We start from the raw sequence: 20,250 nt of genomic DNA, 5'->3' as shown, positions 1-20,250 counted from the left end.
AACCTCCGCGACCGGCGGAGCACCTCCGTGTCATCGTGGGGCACCCCGAGCGACGGGGCGGGAGGCGGAGCGGGATGAGCGAGCGGACGGACGCCTGGGGGTTCTCGACCCGCCAGCTGCACGCGGGATCGGCCGAGGACGCGCTCCACGCGCGGCGCACCCCGATCTACCTCACCGCGGGCTTCAGCTTCGACTCGTTCGACGACGCGCGCGACCGCTTCGCCGGTGCCGACGGCTACACCTACACCCGGGTCGGGAACCCGACGACGGACGCGGTCGAGCGCCGTCTCGCCGCGCTCGAGGGCGGCTCCGGGGCGCTCCTCGTGGGCAGCGGCCAGGCGGCTCTGTCCGTCGCCCTGCTCGCCCTCGTCTCGGCGGGCGAGCACGTCGTCGCCGCGGCGAGCCTCTACGAGGGCACACGGAATCTGCTCCTCGAGAACCTGGCGCGCCTGGGCATCACCACGACCTTCGTCGAGGACGCCGACGACCCGCTGGCCTGGGAGGACGCGATCACCGTGCGGACCCGGGCGGTGCTCGTCGAGTCGATCCCGAATCCGCGGAACGACGTGGTGGACCTGCGGCTCGTCGCCGACGTCGCGCACCGCCACGGCGTGCCCCTCGTCGTCGACAACACCTTCGCGACCCCCTACCTGCTCCGTCCGATCGAGCACGGGGCGGATGTCGTGGTGCACTCCGCCAGCAAGTTCCTCGCGGGCCACGGCGCGGTCATCGCGGGTGCCGTCGTGGACGCGGGCCGCTTCGACTGGCGCGCCGAGGCCGACCGGTTCCCGCACCTCGCCGACGCGGGGGCCGCTCCCGAGCGGGCGCTCCTCGACTACGCCCGTGACGTCGTCGCCGGCCGGATGGGCCCGACCGTCTCCCCGCTCACCGCGTTCCTCCTCGAGCAGGGGCTCGAGACGCTGTCGCTGCGCGTGCGGCACCAGTCGCGCAGCGCTCTGCAGATCGCCCAGTGGCTCGAGGCGCGACCCGAGGTCGAGAGCGTCGACTACAGCGGCCTGGCGTCCAGCCCGTCGCACGACCTCGCGCGGCGGTACCTGCCGCGCGGACAGGGCTCGGTCTTCTCCTTCACCCTGCGCGGGGGACTGGAGGCGGCACGCCGCTTCACGGACGCCCTCGGGCTGTTCACGCGGATGACCCACCTCGGCGACGTGCGGTCGCTCGTCCTGCATCCCGCCAGCACGACCCACACCCGCCGCACGGTCCAGGAGCGCGAGGCGGCCGGCATCGGACCGGGCCTGCTGCGGCTCTCCATCGGCATCGAGGACGTCGAGGATCTGATCGACGACCTCGAGACCGGGCTCCTCGCCTCCGCCGCTCCGCTCGTGCTGGCGGCGGCGTCGTGAGCCGGCTGCAGCACTTCGCCTGGTTCCTCTCGCGCGGCTTCGGACCGCAGGCGTGGGGGCGGCCGGACTGGGACTGGGACCGCCGCTGGACGGAGCCGGAGCTCTATCGGCAGAGCGCGCGCGAGCTCGAGCAGGCCGGCTTCGACCTCGTGATCATCGAAGACGCGCTGTCGCTGGGCAGTGCCGACACCCTCGACCTGCGGGTGCGCCGCGCCTACGGCGGACCCAAGCACGATCCGCTCCTGCTCGCGCCGTACCTGTTCGAGGCGACCCGGCACCTGGGCGTCGCGCCGACCGTGAATCCGATGGCGTGGAGCCCCTACCAGGCGGCGCGCCAGTTCTCGACGCTGCAGCACCTCAGCGGGGGCCGCCTCGGCATCAACGTCGTCACCGACGTGGGCAGCAGCCGCCACTTCGGGCTGGAGCCGCTTCCGCACGACCGCGCCTACGACCGGGCGCACGAGTGGCTGGACTCGATCCGCGAGCTGTGGCGCAGCTGGGACGACGGCGCGCTCCTCCAGGACGCCGCGACCGGCCTCTTCGCCGACGGGACGCGCCTGCGCCCGGTCCGGCACCGCGGGGAGCACTACTCCTTCGACGGCCCGTTGAACGCGCTGCCGTTCGAGACGGGCGAGCCCGTCGTCGTCTCTCCCGGGGGCTCGCCCCGCGGCATCGACTTCGCCGGCGCGCAGTCCGACGTCCAGCTGGCACTCGCGTCGCTCGACGTCGCCACCGTCCGCGCCTACCGGGAGCGGGCGCGCGCCGCAGCGGCCTCGCACGGGCGCGACCCGGACGGCCTGACCGTCCTCTTCGTCGTGAAGCCGATCGTCGTCTCGAGCCGGGAGGAGGCGGAGCGGCTCGTCGCCGCGTCCGCTCATCCCGACGAGTCCGCTCTGCTCGCGCTCGCCTCCGCCTACTCGAGCGACCTCGAGACCGACCTCACCGCGCTGGACCTCGATCGGCCGATCGATCCGGCCGTCTTCGGCGGGCACGTCTCGCGGGGGAGCATCTCGGGCCTCTACGGCTCGGCCGGTCCGGACGCTCCGCTGCGCGAGCTGCTGACGGCGAAGGCCCGGCTCGGGCTCGTCGCCGACCGGCGGGGCCTCGTCGGCACCGCGGAGGAGATCGCCGACTTCATCGAGGAGCTGGGCGAGGACGCCGACAACGACGGCGTCGCCTTCTCGGGGGACTTCCACCCCGTGACGCTGCACCGGATGCTCGACGAGCTCGTCCCGATCCTGCGCCGCCGCGGGATCCTGCGTCGCGCGCATCCGGGCGGCGGGCTGCGGAGGAGCCTGGGCGGCGTCTAACCGGCTGCGGAGCCGAGCAGGAGCCGGCGCGCGGCCTCGACCCCCTCGACCCCGAGTCCCCATCCGGGTCGCACGAAGGTCTCCGGAGTGACGCGGAACCGCGTCTCCTCGACGCCCGCCCCGTCTGCGCCCACCGTGCGGCTGCTGCCGTTGCGCTCGTAGCCGAGCGCCGTCGACACGCGGATCGAGGCGGTGTTCCACGCCAGTGCACTGCTCTCGGCGACCTCCGCCCCGAGGTGGTCGAAGGCCAGCATCAGCACGGCCGCCCGCATCTCCCGGCCGAGACCCCGACCGTGGGCGGACCGCGTGAGCCACGATCCGGAGGCGACGGAGCGCGTGGCCGCGAACCGGTCGGCCAGGAGGTCCTGGCAGCCGATCACGACTCCGTCCTCGAGGATCGCGAACGCGATCCGCCAGGCGTCCGGCGTGGTCTCGGCGCGGAGCGACCAGTGGTACCGGGCGAGGTTCGCGGGCAGCTCACCGGCGGGCGCCTCGGCCCACGGAGCCGGGAACGGCGATCGCCCCGGCTCGTGGATCCCGGCGAGTGCGGCGGCCGCGAGACCGGCGAGATCCTCGTCCCGCACCGGGCGCAGCTCCAGCCGGGGAGTGCGCAGCACCAGATCGAACAGGGGCCAGAGGGGTGCCGGGGCGGTCATCCGACGACGCTAGCGGACCCCGGGGAGGCACGCGATCGGGTGGTACCGGTGGTGGGACTCGAACCCACAAGCCCTCTCGGACAGAGCATTTTGAGTGCCCCGCGTCTGCCATTCCGCCACACCGGCTCATCACGAGCCCGTCGAGAATACCGTAGGCTCATCGGCGTGACAGACCAGGAAACCGCGCCGACCGCACCCCGTCGGGTCGTCGTCGCCGAAGACGAATCGCTCATCCGCCTCGACATCGTGGAGATCCTCCGCGACAACGGCTTCGAGGTCGTGGGCGAGGCGGGCGACGGCGAGACCGCCGTGGCCCTCGCCACCGAGCTCCGGCCCGACCTGGTGATCATGGACGTGAAGATGCCCCAGCTGGACGGCATCTCCGCCGCCGAGCGCCTCTCGAAGGCGCACATCGCGCCGGTCGTCCTCCTCACGGCGTTCAGCCAGAAGGAGCTCGTCGAGCGCGCGAGCGAGGCCGGCGCGCTGGCCTACGTGGTCAAGCCGTTCACCCCGAACGACCTGCTGCCCGCGATCGAGATCGCCCTCTCTCGATACGCCCAGATCCTGACCCTCGAGGCCGAGGTCGCCGACATGGTCGAGCGCTTCGAGACCCGCAAGCTCGTCGACCGGGCCAAGGGCCTGCTCAACGAGAAGATGGGCCTCACCGAGCCCGAGGCGTTCCGCTGGATCCAGAAGGCGTCGATGGACCGCCGGCTCACCATGCACGACGTCGCGCAGGCGATCATCGAGCAGCTCAGTCCGAAGAAGTAGCCGTCGGGGCGTCAGCCCCGATCACGGCCAGAGGCGGGTGCGCCCCCACGGGGAGCCGCCCGCCTCCGTCGTTCCCGGTCGGTACTCGAGGCGGACGTGGTCCTGCTCGGGCGCGGAGGAGCCCTGCCAGAACTCGATCCGCTCGGGCACGACCCGGTAGACGGCCCACTCGCGGTCGATCGTCGCGGGGGAGCACCCGACGACGACGCTGGTCTGCAGCGTGACGAGGCCGAAGTCGGCGGCGGTCGCCATCGGCTCGCTCTGCCGTCCGACGAGCAGCGCGGTGCGGCCCGCCTCCGATCGGCGACGGAAGTCCTCGGCCGACTCGGCCGCGGAGCCGCGCACGACCCGCCCCTCGACGCGCACCTGACGGCCCTGCACGGGCCAGAAGAAGGTGAGCGCCGCGTGCGGGTTCTCCTCCATCTCCCGCCCCTTGGGGCTCGTGGCGTGGGTGGAGAAGGCCCAGCCCTGCTCGTCGACGTTCCTGAGGACGAGCACCCTGGCGCCGACCCTGCCGTCGGCGCCGGCCGTCGAGAGGGTGGCGCCGTGGGGGAGCAGCTGGCCGGCGGACGCGGCGTCCTGCAGCCACCGGCCGAACAGGTCGAGCGGCTCGTCCGGCGCGGCGTCGGCGTCGAAGGACGGCAGCTCGGAGGGCATGGACGGGAGGCTCTTGAGGAGGTCGCGGAAGGTCACGCAGCGAGCCTAGGCTCCGGACCGCGACACGACCGGGGCTTGCGGACCGAGCCGCTGCCGGTCGCCTCAGCGCAGGATGTTGGTGATCCGCACCGTCGAGAGCCGGCGACCGGCCTCGTCGCGGACGACGATCTCGTGGGTCGCCAGCGTGCCCCCGAGGTGGATCGCGTCGCAGGTGGCGATGACGAAGCCGGAGCGGACCGAGCGGCTGTGGCTCGCGTTCAGCTCGATCCCCATCGCGATCCGGCCCTCGCCCGCGTGGATGTTCGCGGCGATCGAGCCCATCGACTCGGCCAGCACGACGTGCGCCCCGCCGTGGAGGATCCCGACGGGCTGGCGGTTGCCCTCGACCGGCATGGAGGCGACGGAGTGCTGCGGCGAGAGCTCGTGCCAGACGATGCCCATCCGCTCGGCGAGCTCGCCCATGCCGCGGCCGATGCCGGCCACGAGGTCGATCGCGGGGGGACGGACCCAGGGGGTGTCGAGGGGGGCTGAGTCGGTCACGGATCTCCTCGTCGTCGCGTCCTGCGAGGCCCTCGACCAGCGGCTCGGAGCCGTCCGGATCCGGTGTCGGAGGCGCTGTGTAGTCTTGCCGTGTGTCAGATCCGGAACAGCCTACCCTCCTGCTCGTCGACGGCCATTCCCTGGCGTTCCGGGCGTTCTACGCGCTCCCGGTCGACAGTTTCCAGACCCGCGACGGCCAGCACACGAACGCCATCCACGGCTTCCTGTCGATGCTGATCCTGCTGCTGAAGAACGAGAAGCCCACCCACCTCGGCGTGGCGTTCGACATCTCGCGCTACTCGTTCCGCACCCGCGAGTACCCCGAGTACAAGGGCACGCGCGGTGAGACCCCGCCCGAGTTCAAGGGGCAGGTCCCGCTCCTCGAGCAGGCGCTGCACGCGATGAACATCCGCACCGTCTCGAAGGAGGACTTCGAGGCCGACGACATCCTCGCCACGCTCGCGAAGCAGGGCGCGGAGGCCGGCTACCGGGTGCTCGTCGTCTCGGGCGATCGCGACACGATCCAGCTCGTCACCCCCGACGTGACCCTCCTCTACCCGTCGACGCAGGGCGTCTCGCAGCTCACCCGCTACGACCGCGACAAGGTGTTCGAGAAGTACGGCGTCGAGCCCCACCAGTACCCCGAGATCGCGGCCCTGGTCGGCGAGACGAGCGACAACCTGCCCGGAGTCGACAAGGTCGGTCCGAAGACCGCGGCCAAGTGGGTCAACCAGTACGGCACGGTCGCCGACATCATCGCCCACGCCGACGAGATCAAGGGCGTCGTCGGAGAGAAGCTGCGGGAGCAGAAGGAGAACGCCCTCCGCAACCGCAGGCTGAACCGCCTCGTCACCGATGTCGAGCTCCCGCTCGGTCCCACCGATCTGGCGCGGCAGCCGATCGATCCCGACGCGGTCCGCGAGATCTTCTCGCGCCTGGAGTTCAAGACCCTCCAGGAGCGCGTCCTCACGATCGCCGCCGACGAGGGCGTCGAGGGAGCGGCCGCCGCTCTCGCGGGCGACACCGTCACGACCGCGGCGCCCGCGGTGCGGACGATGGTCGACGAGGAGCTCGCGCACTGGCTCGACACCGTCTCCGCGAAGGGCACGACCCCCGTCGCCGTGCAGGCGCAGGTCGGTCCCGACGGCCTCGAGGGCATCGGCCTGTCGGTCGAGAAGGAGTCGGCGTTCGTCCCGTGGGCGGCGGACCGTCCCGACTACACCGGTCTCGAGCAGTGGCTCGCGAGCGATGCTCCCAAGTACTTCGCCGACGCCAAGCCGCAGGTGAAGGCACTGCGCACCGCCGGCCTCCCGGTCGCAGGCCTCGCGTTCGACACCCGCATCGCGGCGTGGCTCCTGCAGCCCACCGGCCATGCGGCGACGCTGCCGGCGCAGGTCTCCCAGTACCTCGACGAGACGATGGCGCAGGGCGACCCGAACCAGCTCGTGCCGACCGTCGAGCCGATGAGCCCCGCCACCGAGGCGTGGTACGCGTTCCGCCTCGTCGGGGTCCTCACCGAGATGCTCGGAGAGGGCATGCTGTCGGTCCTCGTCGACATCGAGCTGCCGATCGTGCAGGTCCTCGCGACCGTCGAGCTGACCGGCGTCGCGATCGATCCCGAGGTGCTCGCGCGACTCCGGGGCGAGCTGACCACGACGTCCGCCGACCTCGCGAGCCGCGCGTTCGCCGAGATCGGCCACGAGATGAACCTCGGCTCGCCGAAGCAGCTCCAGCAGGTCCTCTTCGAGGAGCTCGCGATGCCGAAGACCCGGGCGACGAAGACGGGCTACACGACCGACGCCTCCGCTCTCGCCGACCTGCAGGAGTCGCACCCGCACCCGTTCCTCGGCCTCCTGCTCGAGCACCGGGACGCGACCAAGCTCAAGCAGATCATCGAGACCCTCGAGAAGTCGGTGACGCCCGACCGCCGGATCCACACCAGCTACGACCAGACGGGCACGGCCACCGGCCGCATCTCCTCGAACGATCCCAACCTGCAGAACATCCCGGTGCGCAGCGAGGTCGGGCGCCGCATCCGCACCGCCTTCGTGCACAGCGACGACGCGAGCACTCTGCTCACCGCCGACTACTCGCAGATCGAGATGCGGATCATGGCGCACCTCTCGGGCGACGCCGGGCTGATCGAGGCGTTCCACAGCGGCGAGGACCTGCACCGCTTCGTCGGCTCGCGGATCTTCGGCGTCGAGCCGGGCGACGTCACCTCGGCGATGCGCAACAAGGTCAAGGCGATGTCCTACGGGCTCGCCTACGGCCTCAGCGCGTTCGGCCTGTCGAAGCAGCTCCGCATCTCGAGCGCGGAGGCCAAGCAGCTGATGACCGACTACTTCGTGCGCTTCGGCGCGGTGCGCGACTACCTGCGCAGCGTCGTCGAGCAGGCGCGCGAGACAGGCTACACCGAGACGATCTTCGGCCGCCGCCGTCCGTTCCCCGACCTGCAGAGCGCCAACCGCGTGCTCCGCGACAACGCGGAGCGCGCGGCGCTGAACTCGCCGATCCAGGGCTCCGCCGCGGACATCATGAAGATCGCGATGATCGGCGTGCAGTCCGATCTCGACGAGCAGGGCCTGGGCTCGCGGATGCTCCTGCAGGTGCACGACGAGCTCATCTTCGACGTCGCCCCCGGCGAGGAGGACGCGCTCGAGGTGGTCGTGCGGAACCGGATGGCGCACGCCGCGGATCTCTCGGTCCCGCTCGAGGTCCAGGTCGGGCACGGAGCGAACTGGGACGCCGCCGCGCACTGACGGCTCGCGGCGGGCGTCCACGCGTCCTGGCTAGGCTCGGAGCATGACTGCAGACCTCCGTGAGCCCTCCGCCGTCGACCAGGTCGCCGAGCGCTGGGTCGACACCCTCGTCGAGCTCGACCCCGCGGTGGGGACCTGGCTCGGACGGCCGGGGGGAGGCCTCGCCGATCTCTCGCCCGACGGGCTCGAACGCGCCCGTGCCGCGACCGCGACCGCGCTGGCCGAGCTGGAGTCCACCGCCCCCGTCGACGCCGTCGACCGCGTCACCGTCGCCGATCTCGGTGCCGAGCTCCGGCTGACGCTCGAGGCGCACGAGGCGGGTCTGCCGCTGCGCGATCTCAACGTCATCGCCTCACCGGTCCAGGAGCTGCGCGACGTCTTCGATCTCATGCCCGTCGCCGAGGTCCGCGACTGGGAGGACGTGGCCGAGCGCCTCCACGCTCTGCCGGCCGCGCTCACCGGGTACGCCGAGACCCTCCGCGAAGGGATCCGCAGGGGAGTGGTCCCCGCTCGTCGCCAGGTCGGCCTCGTCGCCGAGCAGGCCGCGAAGATCGCGGCGCCCCGCGGCTTCTTCGCCGAGCTCGCCGCCGACGCGGCGCCGACCCGGGGATCCCTGCCCGCCTCGCTCGCCGGTCGGCTCGAGGAGGGCGCGAGGCGCGCCGCCGCCGCCTACGGCGAGCTCGAGCGATTCCTCCGCAGCGAGCTCGCTCCTGCCGCGACCGAGCAGGACGCCGTCGGCCGCGAGCACTACGCGCTCCAGTCCCGCCGCTTCCTCGGAGCGGTCGTCGACCTGGACGAGACGTACGAGTGGGGGATCGAGGAGCTGGCCCGGATGACGTCCGAGCAGGAGGCGATCGCCCGGGAGATCCTGCCGGGGGCCTCCGTCGCCGAGGCTATCGCGCACCTCGACGCCGACCCCTCCCGCACCCTGCACGGCGTCGACGCCCTGCAGCGCTGGATGCAGGAGACGAGCGACCGCGCCGTCCGCGAGCTCGCCGGAACGGCGTTCGACATCCCGGAGGAGCTGCTCCGACTCGAGTGCCTCATCGCGCCGACGCACGAGGGCGGCATCTACTACACGGGCCCGAGCGACGACTTCGCTCGGCCGGGCCGGATGTGGTGGTCGGTGCCCGAGGGCGTGACGGAGTTCGCCACCTGGCGGGAGCTGACGACCGTGTACCACGAGGGCGTCCCCGGGCACCACCTGCAGGTGGGTCAGGCCGTCTGCAACCGCGCCAGCCTGAACACCTGGCGGCGCCAGCTCGCCGGGAGCTCGGGCCACGCCGAGGGCTGGGCGCTCTACGCCGAGCGGCTGATGGAGGGCTTCGGGTACCTCGACGACCCGGCCGACCGTCTCGGCATGCTCGACGGCCAGCGGATGCGCGCCGCGCGCGTGGTCCTGGACATCGGCGTGCACCTGGGCAAGCGGATGCCGGGGACGGACGAGATCTGGACCGCGGACTCGGCCCTCGCCTTCATGAGGCGGAACGTGAACATGGACGACGCGTTCATCCGCTTCGAGGTGAACCGCTACCTCGGCTGGCCGGGACAGGCGCCGTCCTACAAGGTCGGCCAGCGGATCTGGGAGCAGCTGCGCGACGACGCCGCGGCCCGCGAGGGGGAGGCGTTCTCGCTCTCGGCGTTCCACCGGCGGGCGCTCGACCTCGGCGGGGTCGGTCTGGACACTCTGCGCGCGAGTCTCGCGTCCTGATCCGGTCCGGGGTGCCACTCCCGGATCGCTCCGAGCGGAACCGCGGGCGATTGCCACTGCGCTCCCGGGTTCGATAGGCTTGACCGTCACGTTTGTGGCGCCGCCGTGCCACGGCGTGCGAAGAGGCTCCGGGTCACGGCCCGGTCGCGTCGGAGCCGCCGCCGGACGACGGCACATCCCCTCATACACCGCGGTGGTCACCACTCGCTCGCGTCGAGAGCCGCGCCGGTGCCCGCCGCCCGATACCCATCCATCCTGGAGCATCCCTTAATGACAACCGCAACGACCGAAAAGGCAGCCAAGCAGGTCGCGATCAACGACATCGGGTCTGCTGAAGACTTTCTTGCCGCGGTCGAAAAGACTCTGAAGTTCTTCAACGACGGAGACCTCATCGAAGGCACCGTCGTGAAGATCGACCGCGACGAGGTCCTCCTCGACGTCGGCTACAAGACCGAGGGCGTCATCCCCTCGCGCGAACTCTCCATCAAGCACGACGTCGACCCCTCCGAGGTCGTCAACGTGGGCGACAGCGTCGAAGCCCTCGTCCTGCAGAAGGAGGACAAGGAGGGTCGCCTGATCCTCTCGAAGAAGCGTGCGCAGTACGAGCGCGCATGGGGCGACGTCGAGAAGATCAAGGAGTCCGACGGTGTCGTCACCGGTTCGGTCATCGAGGTCGTCAAGGGCGGGCTCATCGTCGACATCGGCCTCCGCGGCTTCCTCCCGGCCTCGCTCATCGAGCTGCGCCGCGTCCGCGACCTCACGCCGTACCTCGGCCAGGAGATCGAGGCGAAGATCCTCGAGCTCGACAAGAACCGCAACAACGTGGTCCTGTCGCGTCGTGCGCTCCTCGAGCAGACCCAGTCCGAGAGCCGCACCACGTTCCTGAACAACCTGCACAAGGGTCAGGTCCGCAAGGGCGTCGTGTCCTCGATCGTCAACTTCGGCGCGTTCGTCGACCTCGGCGGCGTCGACGGTCTCGTCCACGTCTCCGAGCTCTCCTGGAAGCACATCGAGCACGCCTCCGAGGTCGTCGAGGTGGGCCAGGAGGTCACCGTCGAGATCCTCGAGGTCGACCTCGACCGCGAGCGCGTGTCGCTCTCGCTCAAGGCGACCCAGGAGGACCCGTGGCAGGTCTTCGCCCGCACCCACGCGATCGGTCAGGTCGCCCCGGGCAAGGTCACGAAGCTGGTGCCGTTCGGTGCGTTCGTCCGCGTCGCGGACGGCATCGAGGGCCTCGTCCACATCTCCGAGCTGTCGGGCAAGCACGTCGAGCTCGCCGAGCAGGTCGTGTCGGTCGGTGAAGAGGTGTTCGTCAAGGTCATCGACATCGACCTCGACCGCCGTCGCATCTCGCTCTCGCTCAAGCAGGCGAACGAGAACGTCGACCCCGAGGGCACCGAGTTCGACCCGGCGCTCTACGGCATGGCCACCGAGTACGACGACCAGGGGAACTACAAGTACCCCGAGGGCTTCGACCCGGAGACCAACGAGTGGCGCGAGGGCTTCGAGTCCCAGCGCGAGGCCTGGGAGCTCGAGTACGCAGCGGCGCAGGCCCGCTGGGAGGCCCACAAGGCTCAGGTCGCCAAGTCGCAGGAGGAGGCGGCCACCGTCTCCGAGGGCGTCTCGGTCGGCGGCGGCTTCACCAACGAGTCGACCACCGGCGGCACCCTCGCCGACGACGAGTCGCTCGCCGCGCTGCGCGAGAAGCTGTCCTCGAACAACTGATCGAGTGCACTCCACGAACGGCCGGTCCCCTCACGGGGGCCGGCCGTTCGGCGTTGCGGGGAGACGCTCCGGGAGGGCTGGGTAGGGTGGCCGCGTGCATCTCGTAGCCCTGACCGGAGGCATCGCCTCGGGCAAGTCGACCGTCGCCCGCCGCCTCGCCGAGCACGGAGCCGTGGTGGTCGACGCCGATCGTCTCGCCCGCGAGGTCGTCGAGCCGGGGGAGCCGGCTCTCGAGGCCATCGCCGAGCGGTTCGGCGCATCGATGATCCGGGAGGACGGCACGCTCGACCGCCCGGCCCTCGGGGCGGTGATCTTCTCGGACTCCGCGGCACGCGCCGATCTGAACGCCATCACCCATCCGGCGGTCACGGCCCGGTCGCAGCGGCTTTTCGCCGAGGCGGGTGCGGCGGATCCGGCGGCGGTCGTCGTCTACGACGTCCCCCTGCTCGCCGAGGGCAGGGGCTCGGCCGAGTTCGACGAGGTCGTGGTCGTGCACGCTCCGCAGCAGACGCGCATCGAGAGGCTGATCGCCCTGAGGGGTCTCACCGAGACGGAGGCGCGCTCGCGCGTCACCGCCCAGGCGAGCGATGAGGAGCGGCTGGCGCTGGCCGACCGCGTCCTCGACTCGAGCGGATCGCTGGAGCAGACGCTCGCCCGGGCCGACGAGCTGTGGGCGGAGCTGAGCCGGGCGCGGTGAGCGCCCCGCGCCGGCGGAGGAGGCGTTCGCCCGGAGCGCACGCCGCATCCGGTGTCGGTGGTCGCGGCTACGCTTCGACTCATGGAGCCAACCCGTGCCGTGCACCCGTTCGAGGTCGTCAGCGAATACAAGCCGAGCGGTGACCAGCCCCGCGCCATCGCCGATCTGAGCGCCCGCATCACCGCAGGCGAGACCGACGTGGTCCTCCTCGGCGCCACCGGCACCGGCAAGTCCGCGACCACCGCCTGGCTCGTCGAGGCCGTGCAGCGCCCCACGCTCGTCCTGGCGCACAACAAGACCCTTGCCGCTCAGCTCGCGAACGAGTTCCGCGAGCTCTTCCCGAACAACGCCGTCGAGTACTTCGTCTCGTACTACGACTACTACCAGCCCGAGGCGTACGTCCCGCAGACCGACACCTTCATCGAGAAGGACAGCTCGGTCAACGCCGAGGTCGAGCGCCTGCGGCACTCGACGACCAACTCGCTGCTCAGCCGCCGCGACGTCATCGTCGTCTCCACGGTCTCGTGCATCTACGGCCTCGGCCAGCCCGAGCAGTACCTCGAGGCGATGGTGGCGCTGCAGGTCGGCCAGCGGGTCGACCGCGACCGCCTCATCCGCAAGTTCGTGTCGATGCAGTACGCGCGCAACGACGTCGACTTCGCCCGCGGCACCTTCCGCGTCCGCGGCGACACGATCGAGATCATCCCGATGTACGAGGAGCTCGCGATCCGCATCGAGATGTTCGGCGACGAGATCGAGGCGCTCTACACGCTGCACCCGCTGACCGGTGACATCGTGCGCAAGCTCGACTCCGTCTCGGTCTTCCCCGGTTCGCACTACGTCGCCAGCCAGGACGTCATGCACCGCGCCATCGACACGATCCAGCAGGAGCTCGAGGTGCGGCTGGCCGACCTCGAGAAGCAGAACAAGCTCCTCGAGGCCCAGCGCCTGCGCATGCGCACCACCTTCGACCTCGAGATGATGCAGCAGATCGGCTTCTGCTCGGGCATCGAGAACTACTCGCGCCACATCGACGGGCGCCAGTCGGGAGAGGCCCCCCACTGCCTGCTCGACTACTTCCCCGACGACTTCCTCGTCGTCATCGACGAGTCGCACGTCACCGTGCCCCAGATCGGCGCAATGTACGAGGGCGACGCGTCCCGCAAGCGCACGCTCGTCGAGCACGGCTTCCGCCTCCCCTCCGCGATGGACAACCGCCCGCTGAAGTGGGAGGAGTTCAAGGAGCGCGTGGGTCAGACGGTCTACCTCTCCGCGACCCCGGGACGCTACGAGATGGGAATCGCCGACGGCATCGTCGAGCAGATCATCCGCCCGACCGGCCTGATCGACCCCGAGATCGTGGTGAAGCCGACGAAGGGCCAGATCGACGACCTCCTCGAGGAGATCACGCGCCGCACCGAGCGCGACGAGCGCATCCTCGTCACCACGCTCACCAAGCGCATGGCCGAGGAGCTCACCGACTTCCTGACGGAGGCGGGCGTCCGCGTGCGCTACCTGCACTCCGACGTCGACACCCTCCGCCGTGTCGAGCTGCTGTCCGAGCTCCGCGCCGGCGTCTACGACGTCCTCGTCGGCATCAACCTGCTGCGCGAGGGGCTCGACCTGCCCGAGGTCTCGCTCGTCGCGATCCTCGACGCCGACAAGGAGGGGTTCCTGCGCTCCTCGACGTCGCTCATCCAGACCATCGGGCGCGCGGCGCGCAACGTGTCGGGCGAGGTGCACATGTACGCCGACAAGGTGACGGACTCGATGCGGCTCGCCATCGACGAGACCGATCGCCGACGCGAGAAGCAGGTGGCGTACAACCTCGAGCACGGCATCGATCCGACTCCGCTGCGCAAGAAGATCGCCGACATCACCGAGGTCCTCGCCCGCGAGGGCGCCGACACCGCGAAGCTGCTCGCGGGTCGCGACGCCAAGAAGAAGAGCCCCACCCCGAACCTGCGACGCCAGGGTCTCGCCGCCAACGGGGGCAACGACCTCGAGGCGATCATCGGCGACCTCAACGGCCAGATGCTGCAGGCGGCCGGGGAGCTGAAGTTCGAGCTCGCAGCGCGACTTCGCGACGAGGTGTCGGAACTCAAGCGCGAGCTGCGGCAGATGGAGAAGGCCGGTCACCTGACCTGATCCGCAAGCTCGGAGGGGGCGGATCAGCGCCCAGCGAACGCCAGCCGGCGATGTCGGTGGCTCCGCATACACTTTCGAGGTGTCGATCTCGAACGCTGTCAAAGACCCCGCTCCCGCCCCTTCCGAGCACTCCCACCACCCCCACCGGTTCGTCTCCCAGCTGGACGACTCCGTCTCGAAGCTGGTGGTCAGCGGCGCCCGGGTGCACAACCTGCAGGACGTCGATCTCGAGATCCCCCGCGACTCGATGGTGGTCTTCACGGGACTCTCCGGGTCCGGCAAGTCCTCCCTCGCGTTCGACACGATCTTCGCGGAGGGTCAGCGCCGCTACGTCGAGTCGCTCTCCGCGTACGCGCGTCAGTTCCTCGGCCAGGTCGACCGACCGGACGTCGACTTCATCGAGGGCCTTAGCCCGGCGGTGTCGATCGACCAGAAGTCGACCAACCGCAACCCGCGCTCCACGGTCGGCACGATCACCGAGATCTTCGACTACATGCGCCTGCTCTGGGCGCGCATCGGAGTCCCGCACTGCCCGGTCTGCGGCGAGAGGATCTCGGCCCAGACCGTCCAGCAGATCGCCGATCAGCTCATGGAGCTCGACGCCGGCACGCGCTACCAGATCCTCAGCCCCGTCGTCTCGCAGAAGAAGGGCGAGTTCGTCGACCTGTTCAAGGAGCTCACCGCCGGCGGCTACTCGCGCGCCATGGTCGACGGCAAGCTGATCCAGCTCAGCGACCCGCCGACGCTCAAGAAGCAGTTCAAGCACGACATCTCGGTCGTGGTCGACCGCCTGGTCGCCGGGCCCGACATCCTCGGGCGGCTCACCGACTCGCTCGAGACCGCGCTGCGCCTCACCGACGGCATCGTGCAGATCAACTTCGTCGACGGCGAGGGCGACGGCGCGTGGACCACCTACTCCGAGAAGCTCTCCTGCCCCAACAACCACCCGATCTCGCTCACCGAGATCGAGCCGCGCACCTTCTCGTTCAACGCGCCGTTCGGAGCGTGCCCCGAGTGCTCCGGCCTCGGCACCCGCATGTCCGTCGACGACGAGCTCCTGCTCGGCGACCCCGACCTCAGCATCGCCGAGGGCGTCATCATCCCCTGGACCACCCAGGGCAAGGGCCTCTTCCAGTACTACGAGAAGCTGCTCGACGGCCTCTCGCGCGATCTCGGGTTCTCGCTGTCCACCCCGTGGAAGCGACTGAGCTCCGAGGTCCAGCAGGCCGTCCTCCACGGCGACAACTTCGAGGTCAAGGTCAAGTGGAAGAACCGCTACGGCCGCGAGATGAGCTACACGTCCGGCTTCGAGGGCGTGGTCCCCTACATCGAGCGGCAGTACGTGCAGGCCGAGACCGACGTCCAGCGCTCGCGCTGGGCCGAGTTCCTCCGCGAGGTCGCCTGCCCGGTCTGCAAGGGCACGCGCCTCAAGCCCGAGGTCCTCGCGGTCCTCGTGCACGGGGCGAGCATCGCCGATGTCGCCGACCTGAGCCTCGGCGACGCGCAGGAGTTCATGGGCAGGCTCGAGCTGACCGACCGCGAGGCGCACATCGCCGCGCAGGTGCTCCGCGAGATCAAGGCCCGCCTCGACTTCCTGATCGAGGTGGGGCTCAACTACCTCAACCTCTCGCGGGCCGCGGGGTCGCTCTCGGGCGGCGAGGCGCAGCGCATCCGCCTGGCCACGCAGATCGGCTCCGGCCTCACCGGCGTGCTCTACGTGCTCGACGAGCCGAGCATCGGCCTGCACCAGCGCGACAACCGCCGCCTCATCGACACCCTCATCAAGCTGCGCGATCTGGGCAACACGCTCATCGTCGTCGAGCACGACGAGGACACCATCCGCACCGCGGACTGGATCGTCGACATCGGACCGGGCGCGGGCGTCAACGGCGGCAAGGTCGTGCACTCGGGCTCCTACGCCGAGCTGCTCGAGAACACGCACTCCCTCACGGGCGACTACGTCTCGGGGCGCAAGTCGATCGAGGTGCCGAAGAAGCGCCGGAAGATCGACCGCAAGCGCGTCATCAAGGTGGTCGGGGCCTCGGCGAACAACCTGCAGAAGGTCGACGTCGAGTTCCCCCTCGGCGCGTTCGTCGCGGTCACGGGGGTCTCGGGCTCCGGCAAGAGCACGCTCGTCAACGACATCCTCTACCGGGTGCTCGCCAACCAGCTCAACGGCGCCCGCAAGGTGCCGGGCAAGCACACCCGCGTCACCGGGCTCGAGAACCTCGACAAGGTGGTGCACGTCGACCAGAACCCGATCGGCCGCACCCCGCGCTCCAACCCGGCGACCTACACGGGCGTCTTCGACCGCATCCGCAATCTGTTCGCCGAGACGACCGAGGCCAAGGCGCGCGGATACCTGCCGGGCCGGTTCAGCTTCAACGTCAAGGGCGGCCGCTGCGAGGCGTGCTCGGGCGACGGCACGATCAAGATCGAGATGAACTTCCTGCCCGACGTCTACGTCTCCTGCGAGGTGTGCGGGGGAGCGCGGTACAACCGCGACACCCTGACCGTGCACTACAAGGGCAAGAGCATCGCCGAGGTCCTCGACATGCCGATCGCCGAGGCGGCCGAGTTCTTCGAGCCGATCACGGCGATCCACCGCTTCCTGAAGACCCTCGTCGACGTCGGCCTCGGCTACGTCCGGCTCGGGCAGAGCGCCACCACGCTCTCGGGCGGCGAGGCGCAGCGCGTGAAGCTCGCGACCGAGCTGCAGCGCCGCTCCAACGGGCGGAGCGTCTACGTGCTCGACGAGCCGACCACCGGTCTGCACTTCGAGGACGTCCGCAAGCTCCTGCTCGTGCTCAACGGCCTGGTCGACAAGGGCAACACGGTCATCACCATCGAGCACAACCTCGACGTCATCAAGTCGGCCGACTGGCTGATCGACATGGGACCCGAGGGCGGTGCGGGCGGTGGCCAGGTCGTCGCGATCGGCACCCCCGAGAAGGTCGCGAAGGTGCCCGAGAGCCACACCGGCTCGTTCCTCGCCGAGATCCTCGAGTGACCGGGGTGGACGGACAGACCGAGGCATGACGCAGACCGTCGACTACCGGCCCAAGGCCGGCGAGATACCAACCCTCCCGGGCGTCTACCGATTCAAGGACGCCCGGGGCCGGGTCCTCTACGTGGGCAAGGCCAAGAACCTCCGCGCCCGGCTGAGCAACTACTTCGCGCCCCTGCCGAGCCTGCACGAGCGCACCCGGCGGATGGTGCTCTCGGCGTCCGGCGTCGAGTGGACCGTCGTGGGCACCGACGTCGAGGCGCTGCAGCTCGAGTTCACCTGGATCAACGAGTTCGACCCGCCCTTCAACGTCAAGTTCCGCGACGACAAGTCGTACCCCTACATGGCGGTGACCCTGGGCGACGAGGCGCCGCGGGTGATGGTGACCCGCAACTCCAAGATCCGCGGGGCGCGCTACTTCGGTCCGTACCCCAAGATCTGGGCGATCCACGAGACCATCGATCTGATGATCAAGGCCTTCCCGATCAGGACCTGCAACGACTCGAACTACAAGCGCGCGATGCAGAGCGGCAAGCCCTGCTTCGCCTCGCAGATCGGGCGCTGCGGCGGACCGTGCTCGCACCGGGTCACGTTCGCCGAGCACCGCGCGATGGTCGACCGCTTCGTGGCGTTCATGGGCAGCCACGACCGCCGGATGATCGGAGAGCTCGAGAAGGAGATGCGCGAGGCGGCCGCCGACTTCCAGTACGAGCGCGCGGCGAAGCTCCGCGACCAGGCGTCCGCTCTGGACGCCGTCCTCGCGAAGAGCGCGGTCGTCCTCAAGGACAACGTCGACGTCGACCTCTACGCGATCGTGCACGACGAGCTCGCCGCCTCGGTCCAGCAGTTCCGGGTCCGCGGAGGCCGCATCCGGGGCGAGCGCGGCTGGGTCGTCGACAAGGAGCTCGACATGACGACCGCGGAGCTCGTCGACACGGCGCTCCAGGCCGCCTACGAGACGGGCGACATCCCGCCGCGGGAGGTCGTCGTGCCCGAGCTGCCCGAGGACTCGGAGGCGCTCGAGGAGTGGCTGAGCGGACTGCGCGGCGCTAACGTGCGCCTGCGCGCGGCTCAGCGCGGCGACAAGGCCGCGCTGCTCGAGACCGCCACCCAGAACGCCGGCCACTCGCTGATGCTCTACAAGCCCCGCCGCTCCGCCGACTTCACCGCGCGCACGCAGGCCCTCGAGGACATCCGCGACGCCCTCGGCATGGAGGAGGCGCCGCTGCGGATGGAGTGCTACGACGTCTCCCACCTCAGCGGCACGAACATCGTCGCCTCGATGGTCGTGTTCGAGGACGGCCTGGCGCGCAAGGACCAGTACCGCCGGTTCTCCATCGCCGACTCCACCGACGACACCGAGTCGCTGCACCAGGTCCTGACCCGCCGGCTCGCCTATCTGAAGGAGCCGGTGGAGGCCGCGGCGGTCGATCCCGAGACGGGGGAGGCCAAGCGCCGCAAGTTCTCCTATCCGCCGAACCTCCTGATCGTCGACGGCGGCCAGCCGCAGGTCGCCGCGGCGCAGCGGGCTCTCGACGAGTCCGGAGTCACCGGCATCACGCTCTGCGGCATCGCGAAGCGGCTCGAGGAGATCTGGCTGCCCGACTCGGACTTCCCGGTGATCCTGCCGCGCAACAGCGATGCGCTGTTCCTCTTCCAGAGGATCCGCGACGAGGCGCACAGGTTCGCCATCACGCACCAGAGGCAGCGCCGCAAGCGCGACATCTCCTCCCAGCTGAGCGAGGTCCCCGGCCTCGGCGGCACCCGCGTCCGCGACCTGCTGAAGCACTTCGGCTCGGTCGCGCGACTGCGCGAGGCGAGCGACGCCGAGATCGCCGAGGTGAAGGGCATCGGCCCGACGCTGGCGGCGGCGATCCACACCCACCTGCACCCCTGACGGACGGCCTCGCAGGAGGCACGCCCTAGGCTGGAGACCAGGGCGCGCCCCGACCGAGGGCCCGAGATCCCACACACGAGCACGGAGACCGCATGAGCACGGAGAGCGAGCAGCAGGACGTGCTGATCGTCACGGGGATGTCCGGCGCAGGCCGGTCGACCGCCGCGAACGCCCTGGAGGACCTGGGCTGGTACGTCGTCGACAACCTCCCGCCGCAGATGCTGCGGCCGCTCGTCGATCTGGCGCAGCGCGCGGGGGACACCCTGCCCAAGATCGCCGCCGTCGTCGACGTCCGCGGCCGCGACTTCTTCGCCGACCTCGGCGAGATCGTCCGCGAGCTGCGCGCGGGGGTCGACCTCCGGGTCGTCTTCCTCGAAGCCACGGACGCGGCCCTCGTGCGCCGGTTCGAGCAGGTGCGTCGTCCCCACCCCCTGCAGGGACGAGGGACCCTCCTCGACGGCATCACGGCCGAGAGGACGCGCCTCGCGCAGCTGCGTGAATCGGCCGACATCGTCATCGACACGTCCGACCTCAACATCCACCAGCTGGCGACCTCGATCACCGAGCGCTTCGCCGAGGCGGGCCGCGCGGGACTGCAGGTCACCGTCATGAGCTTCGGCTTCAAGTACGGTCTGCCGACCGACGCCGACATGGTCGCCGACGCGCGCTTCCTCCCCAACCCCTACTGGATCCCCGAGCTCCGCCCGCACACCGGCCTCGACGAAGAGGTGAGAGACTACGTGCTGGCCCAGCAGGGTGCGGAGGAGTTCATCGACTCCTACTCGCGCGCACTCCGCCCGGTGCTCGACGGCTACCAGCGCGAGAACAAGCGCCACGCGACCATCGCCGTCGGATGCACGGGCGGGAAGCACCGCTCGGTCGCCGTGGCCGGCCGTGTCGCGGCCCGGCTGGCCGAGCTCCCGGGAGTCGCCGTCAACGTGGCGCACCGCGACCTCGGCCGAGAATGATCCCCGCGCGCTCCGCCGCGCACCCGACGTAAGGAAG

At 70.4% G+C, this 20,250-nt stretch carries 14 protein-coding genes and 1 tRNA gene; 11 read left to right on the top strand and 4 right to left on the bottom strand.

The features are described 5' to 3' along the window. Positions 1-74 precede the first annotated feature (74 nt). Positions 75-1,364, top strand: a complete 1,290-nt coding sequence (locus NB037_RS00335) for an O-acetylhomoserine aminocarboxypropyltransferase/cysteine synthase family protein (protein WP_251942557.1) — start codon at positions 75-77, stop codon at positions 1,362-1,364. Next, positions 1,361-2,674, top strand: coding sequence for an NtaA/DmoA family FMN-dependent monooxygenase (locus tag NB037_RS00330; protein WP_251942555.1), 1,314 nt, complete (start codon positions 1,361-1,363; stop codon positions 2,672-2,674). Before NB037_RS00335 ends, NB037_RS00330 begins: the two co-directional genes overlap by 4 nt. On the opposite strand, the gene NB037_RS00325 is transcribed toward NB037_RS00330, so the two are convergent. Continuing rightward, positions 2,671-3,330, bottom strand: coding sequence for a GNAT family N-acetyltransferase (locus NB037_RS00325; RefSeq protein ID WP_251942553.1), 660 nt, complete (start codon positions 3,328-3,330; stop codon positions 2,671-2,673). The genes NB037_RS00330 and NB037_RS00325 overlap by 4 nt on opposite strands. A gap of 40 nt (positions 3,331-3,370) precedes the next feature. Beyond that, positions 3,371-3,456, bottom strand: a tRNA-Leu gene (locus NB037_RS00320). 39 nt (positions 3,457-3,495) lie between these two features. On the opposite strand from NB037_RS00320, the gene NB037_RS00315 reads away from it, so the two are divergent. Beyond that, positions 3,496-4,101 carry an ANTAR domain-containing response regulator gene (locus tag NB037_RS00315; RefSeq protein ID WP_055791910.1) on the top strand — a complete coding sequence of 202 codons (606 nt, stop codon included), beginning with the start codon at positions 3,496-3,498 and terminating at the stop codon, positions 4,099-4,101. 21 nt (positions 4,102-4,122) lie between these two features. On the opposite strand, the gene NB037_RS00310 is transcribed toward NB037_RS00315, so the two are convergent. Further along, positions 4,123-4,794: a pyridoxine/pyridoxamine 5'-phosphate oxidase gene (locus NB037_RS00310; protein ID WP_251942551.1), complete on the bottom strand. Its 672-nt coding sequence runs from the start codon at positions 4,792-4,794 to the stop codon at positions 4,123-4,125. A 66-nt stretch (positions 4,795-4,860) separates the two neighbouring features. After that, the gene (locus tag NB037_RS00305; protein ID WP_055793093.1) at positions 4,861-5,220 is read right to left on the bottom strand and encodes a PaaI family thioesterase; all 360 of its coding nucleotides are present in this window, start codon (positions 5,218-5,220) and stop codon (positions 4,861-4,863) included. Positions 5,221-5,390: 170 nt separating this feature from the next. On the opposite strand from NB037_RS00305, the gene polA reads away from it, so the two are divergent. The 8 genes from polA to rapZ all read left to right on the top strand — a co-directional run bounded on the left by polA (position 5,391) and on the right by rapZ (position 20,213). Further along, positions 5,391-8,060, top strand: coding sequence for a DNA polymerase I (polA, locus tag NB037_RS00300; RefSeq protein WP_251942549.1), 2,670 nt, complete (start codon positions 5,391-5,393; stop codon positions 8,058-8,060). 43 nt (positions 8,061-8,103) lie between these two features. Next, entirely contained in the window at positions 8,104-9,771 is a 1,668-nt protein-coding gene (locus NB037_RS00295; protein ID WP_251942547.1) for a DUF885 domain-containing protein, read from the top strand. A 270-nt stretch (positions 9,772-10,041) separates the two neighbouring features. Beyond that, entirely contained in the window at positions 10,042-11,496 is a 1,455-nt protein-coding gene (gene rpsA, locus NB037_RS00290; protein ID WP_207402627.1) for a 30S ribosomal protein S1, read from the top strand. Positions 11,497-11,590: 94 nt separating this feature from the next. Continuing rightward, positions 11,591-12,193, top strand: a complete 603-nt coding sequence (gene coaE, locus NB037_RS00285; RefSeq protein WP_251942545.1) for a dephospho-CoA kinase — start codon at positions 11,591-11,593, stop codon at positions 12,191-12,193. Between the two features lie 81 nt (positions 12,194-12,274). Further along, entirely contained in the window at positions 12,275-14,341 is a 2,067-nt protein-coding gene (gene uvrB, locus NB037_RS00280; RefSeq protein WP_251942543.1) for an excinuclease ABC subunit UvrB, read from the top strand. A 160-nt stretch (positions 14,342-14,501) separates the two neighbouring features. Beyond that, positions 14,502-17,351, top strand: a complete 2,850-nt coding sequence (gene uvrA / locus NB037_RS00275) for an excinuclease ABC subunit UvrA (protein ID WP_251942756.1) — start codon at positions 14,502-14,504, stop codon at positions 17,349-17,351. Between the two features lie 25 nt (positions 17,352-17,376). Beyond that, positions 17,377-19,245: an excinuclease ABC subunit UvrC gene (uvrC, locus tag NB037_RS00270; RefSeq protein ID WP_251942541.1), complete on the top strand. Its 1,869-nt coding sequence runs from the start codon at positions 17,377-17,379 to the stop codon at positions 19,243-19,245. 92 nt (positions 19,246-19,337) lie between these two features. Then, on the top strand, positions 19,338-20,213 hold the full coding sequence (gene rapZ, locus NB037_RS00265) for an RNase adapter RapZ (RefSeq protein ID WP_251942539.1): 876 nt from the start codon (positions 19,338-19,340) through the stop codon (positions 20,211-20,213). The last annotated feature ends 37 nt before the right edge of the window (positions 20,214-20,250 follow it).

It is taken from the genome of Rathayibacter rubneri (assembly GCF_023743255.1).
Classification (GTDB): domain Bacteria; phylum Actinomycetota; class Actinomycetes; order Actinomycetales; family Microbacteriaceae; genus Rathayibacter; species Rathayibacter rubneri.
This window is presented reverse-complemented; position numbering and strand designations above follow the sequence as displayed.

Bases quoted from the DNA above. Each gene is read 5' to 3' on its own strand.
- uvrC (WP_251942541.1), top strand. From the start codon at position 17,377: ATGACGCAGACCGTCGACTACCGGCCCAAGGCCGGCGAGATACCAACC.
- rapZ (WP_251942539.1), top strand. From the start codon at position 19,338: ATGAGCACGGAGAGCGAGCAGCAGGACGTGCTGATCGTCACGGGGATG.
- NB037_RS00305 (WP_055793093.1), bottom strand. From the start codon at position 5,220: ATGGGCGAGCTCGCCGAGCGGATGGGCATCGTCTGGCACGAGCTCTCG.
- NB037_RS00295 (WP_251942547.1), top strand. From the start codon at position 8,104: ATGACTGCAGACCTCCGTGAGCCCTCCGCCGTCGACCAGGTCGCCGAG.
- rpsA (WP_207402627.1), top strand. From the start codon at position 10,042: ATGACAACCGCAACGACCGAAAAGGCAGCCAAGCAGGTCGCGATCAAC.
- NB037_RS00335 (WP_251942557.1), top strand. From the start codon at position 75: ATGAGCGAGCGGACGGACGCCTGGGGGTTCTCGACCCGCCAGCTGCAC.
- uvrB (WP_251942543.1), top strand. From the start codon at position 12,275: ATGGAGCCAACCCGTGCCGTGCACCCGTTCGAGGTCGTCAGCGAATAC.
- NB037_RS00325 (WP_251942553.1), bottom strand. From the start codon at position 3,330: ATGACCGCCCCGGCACCCCTCTGGCCCCTGTTCGATCTGGTGCTGCGC.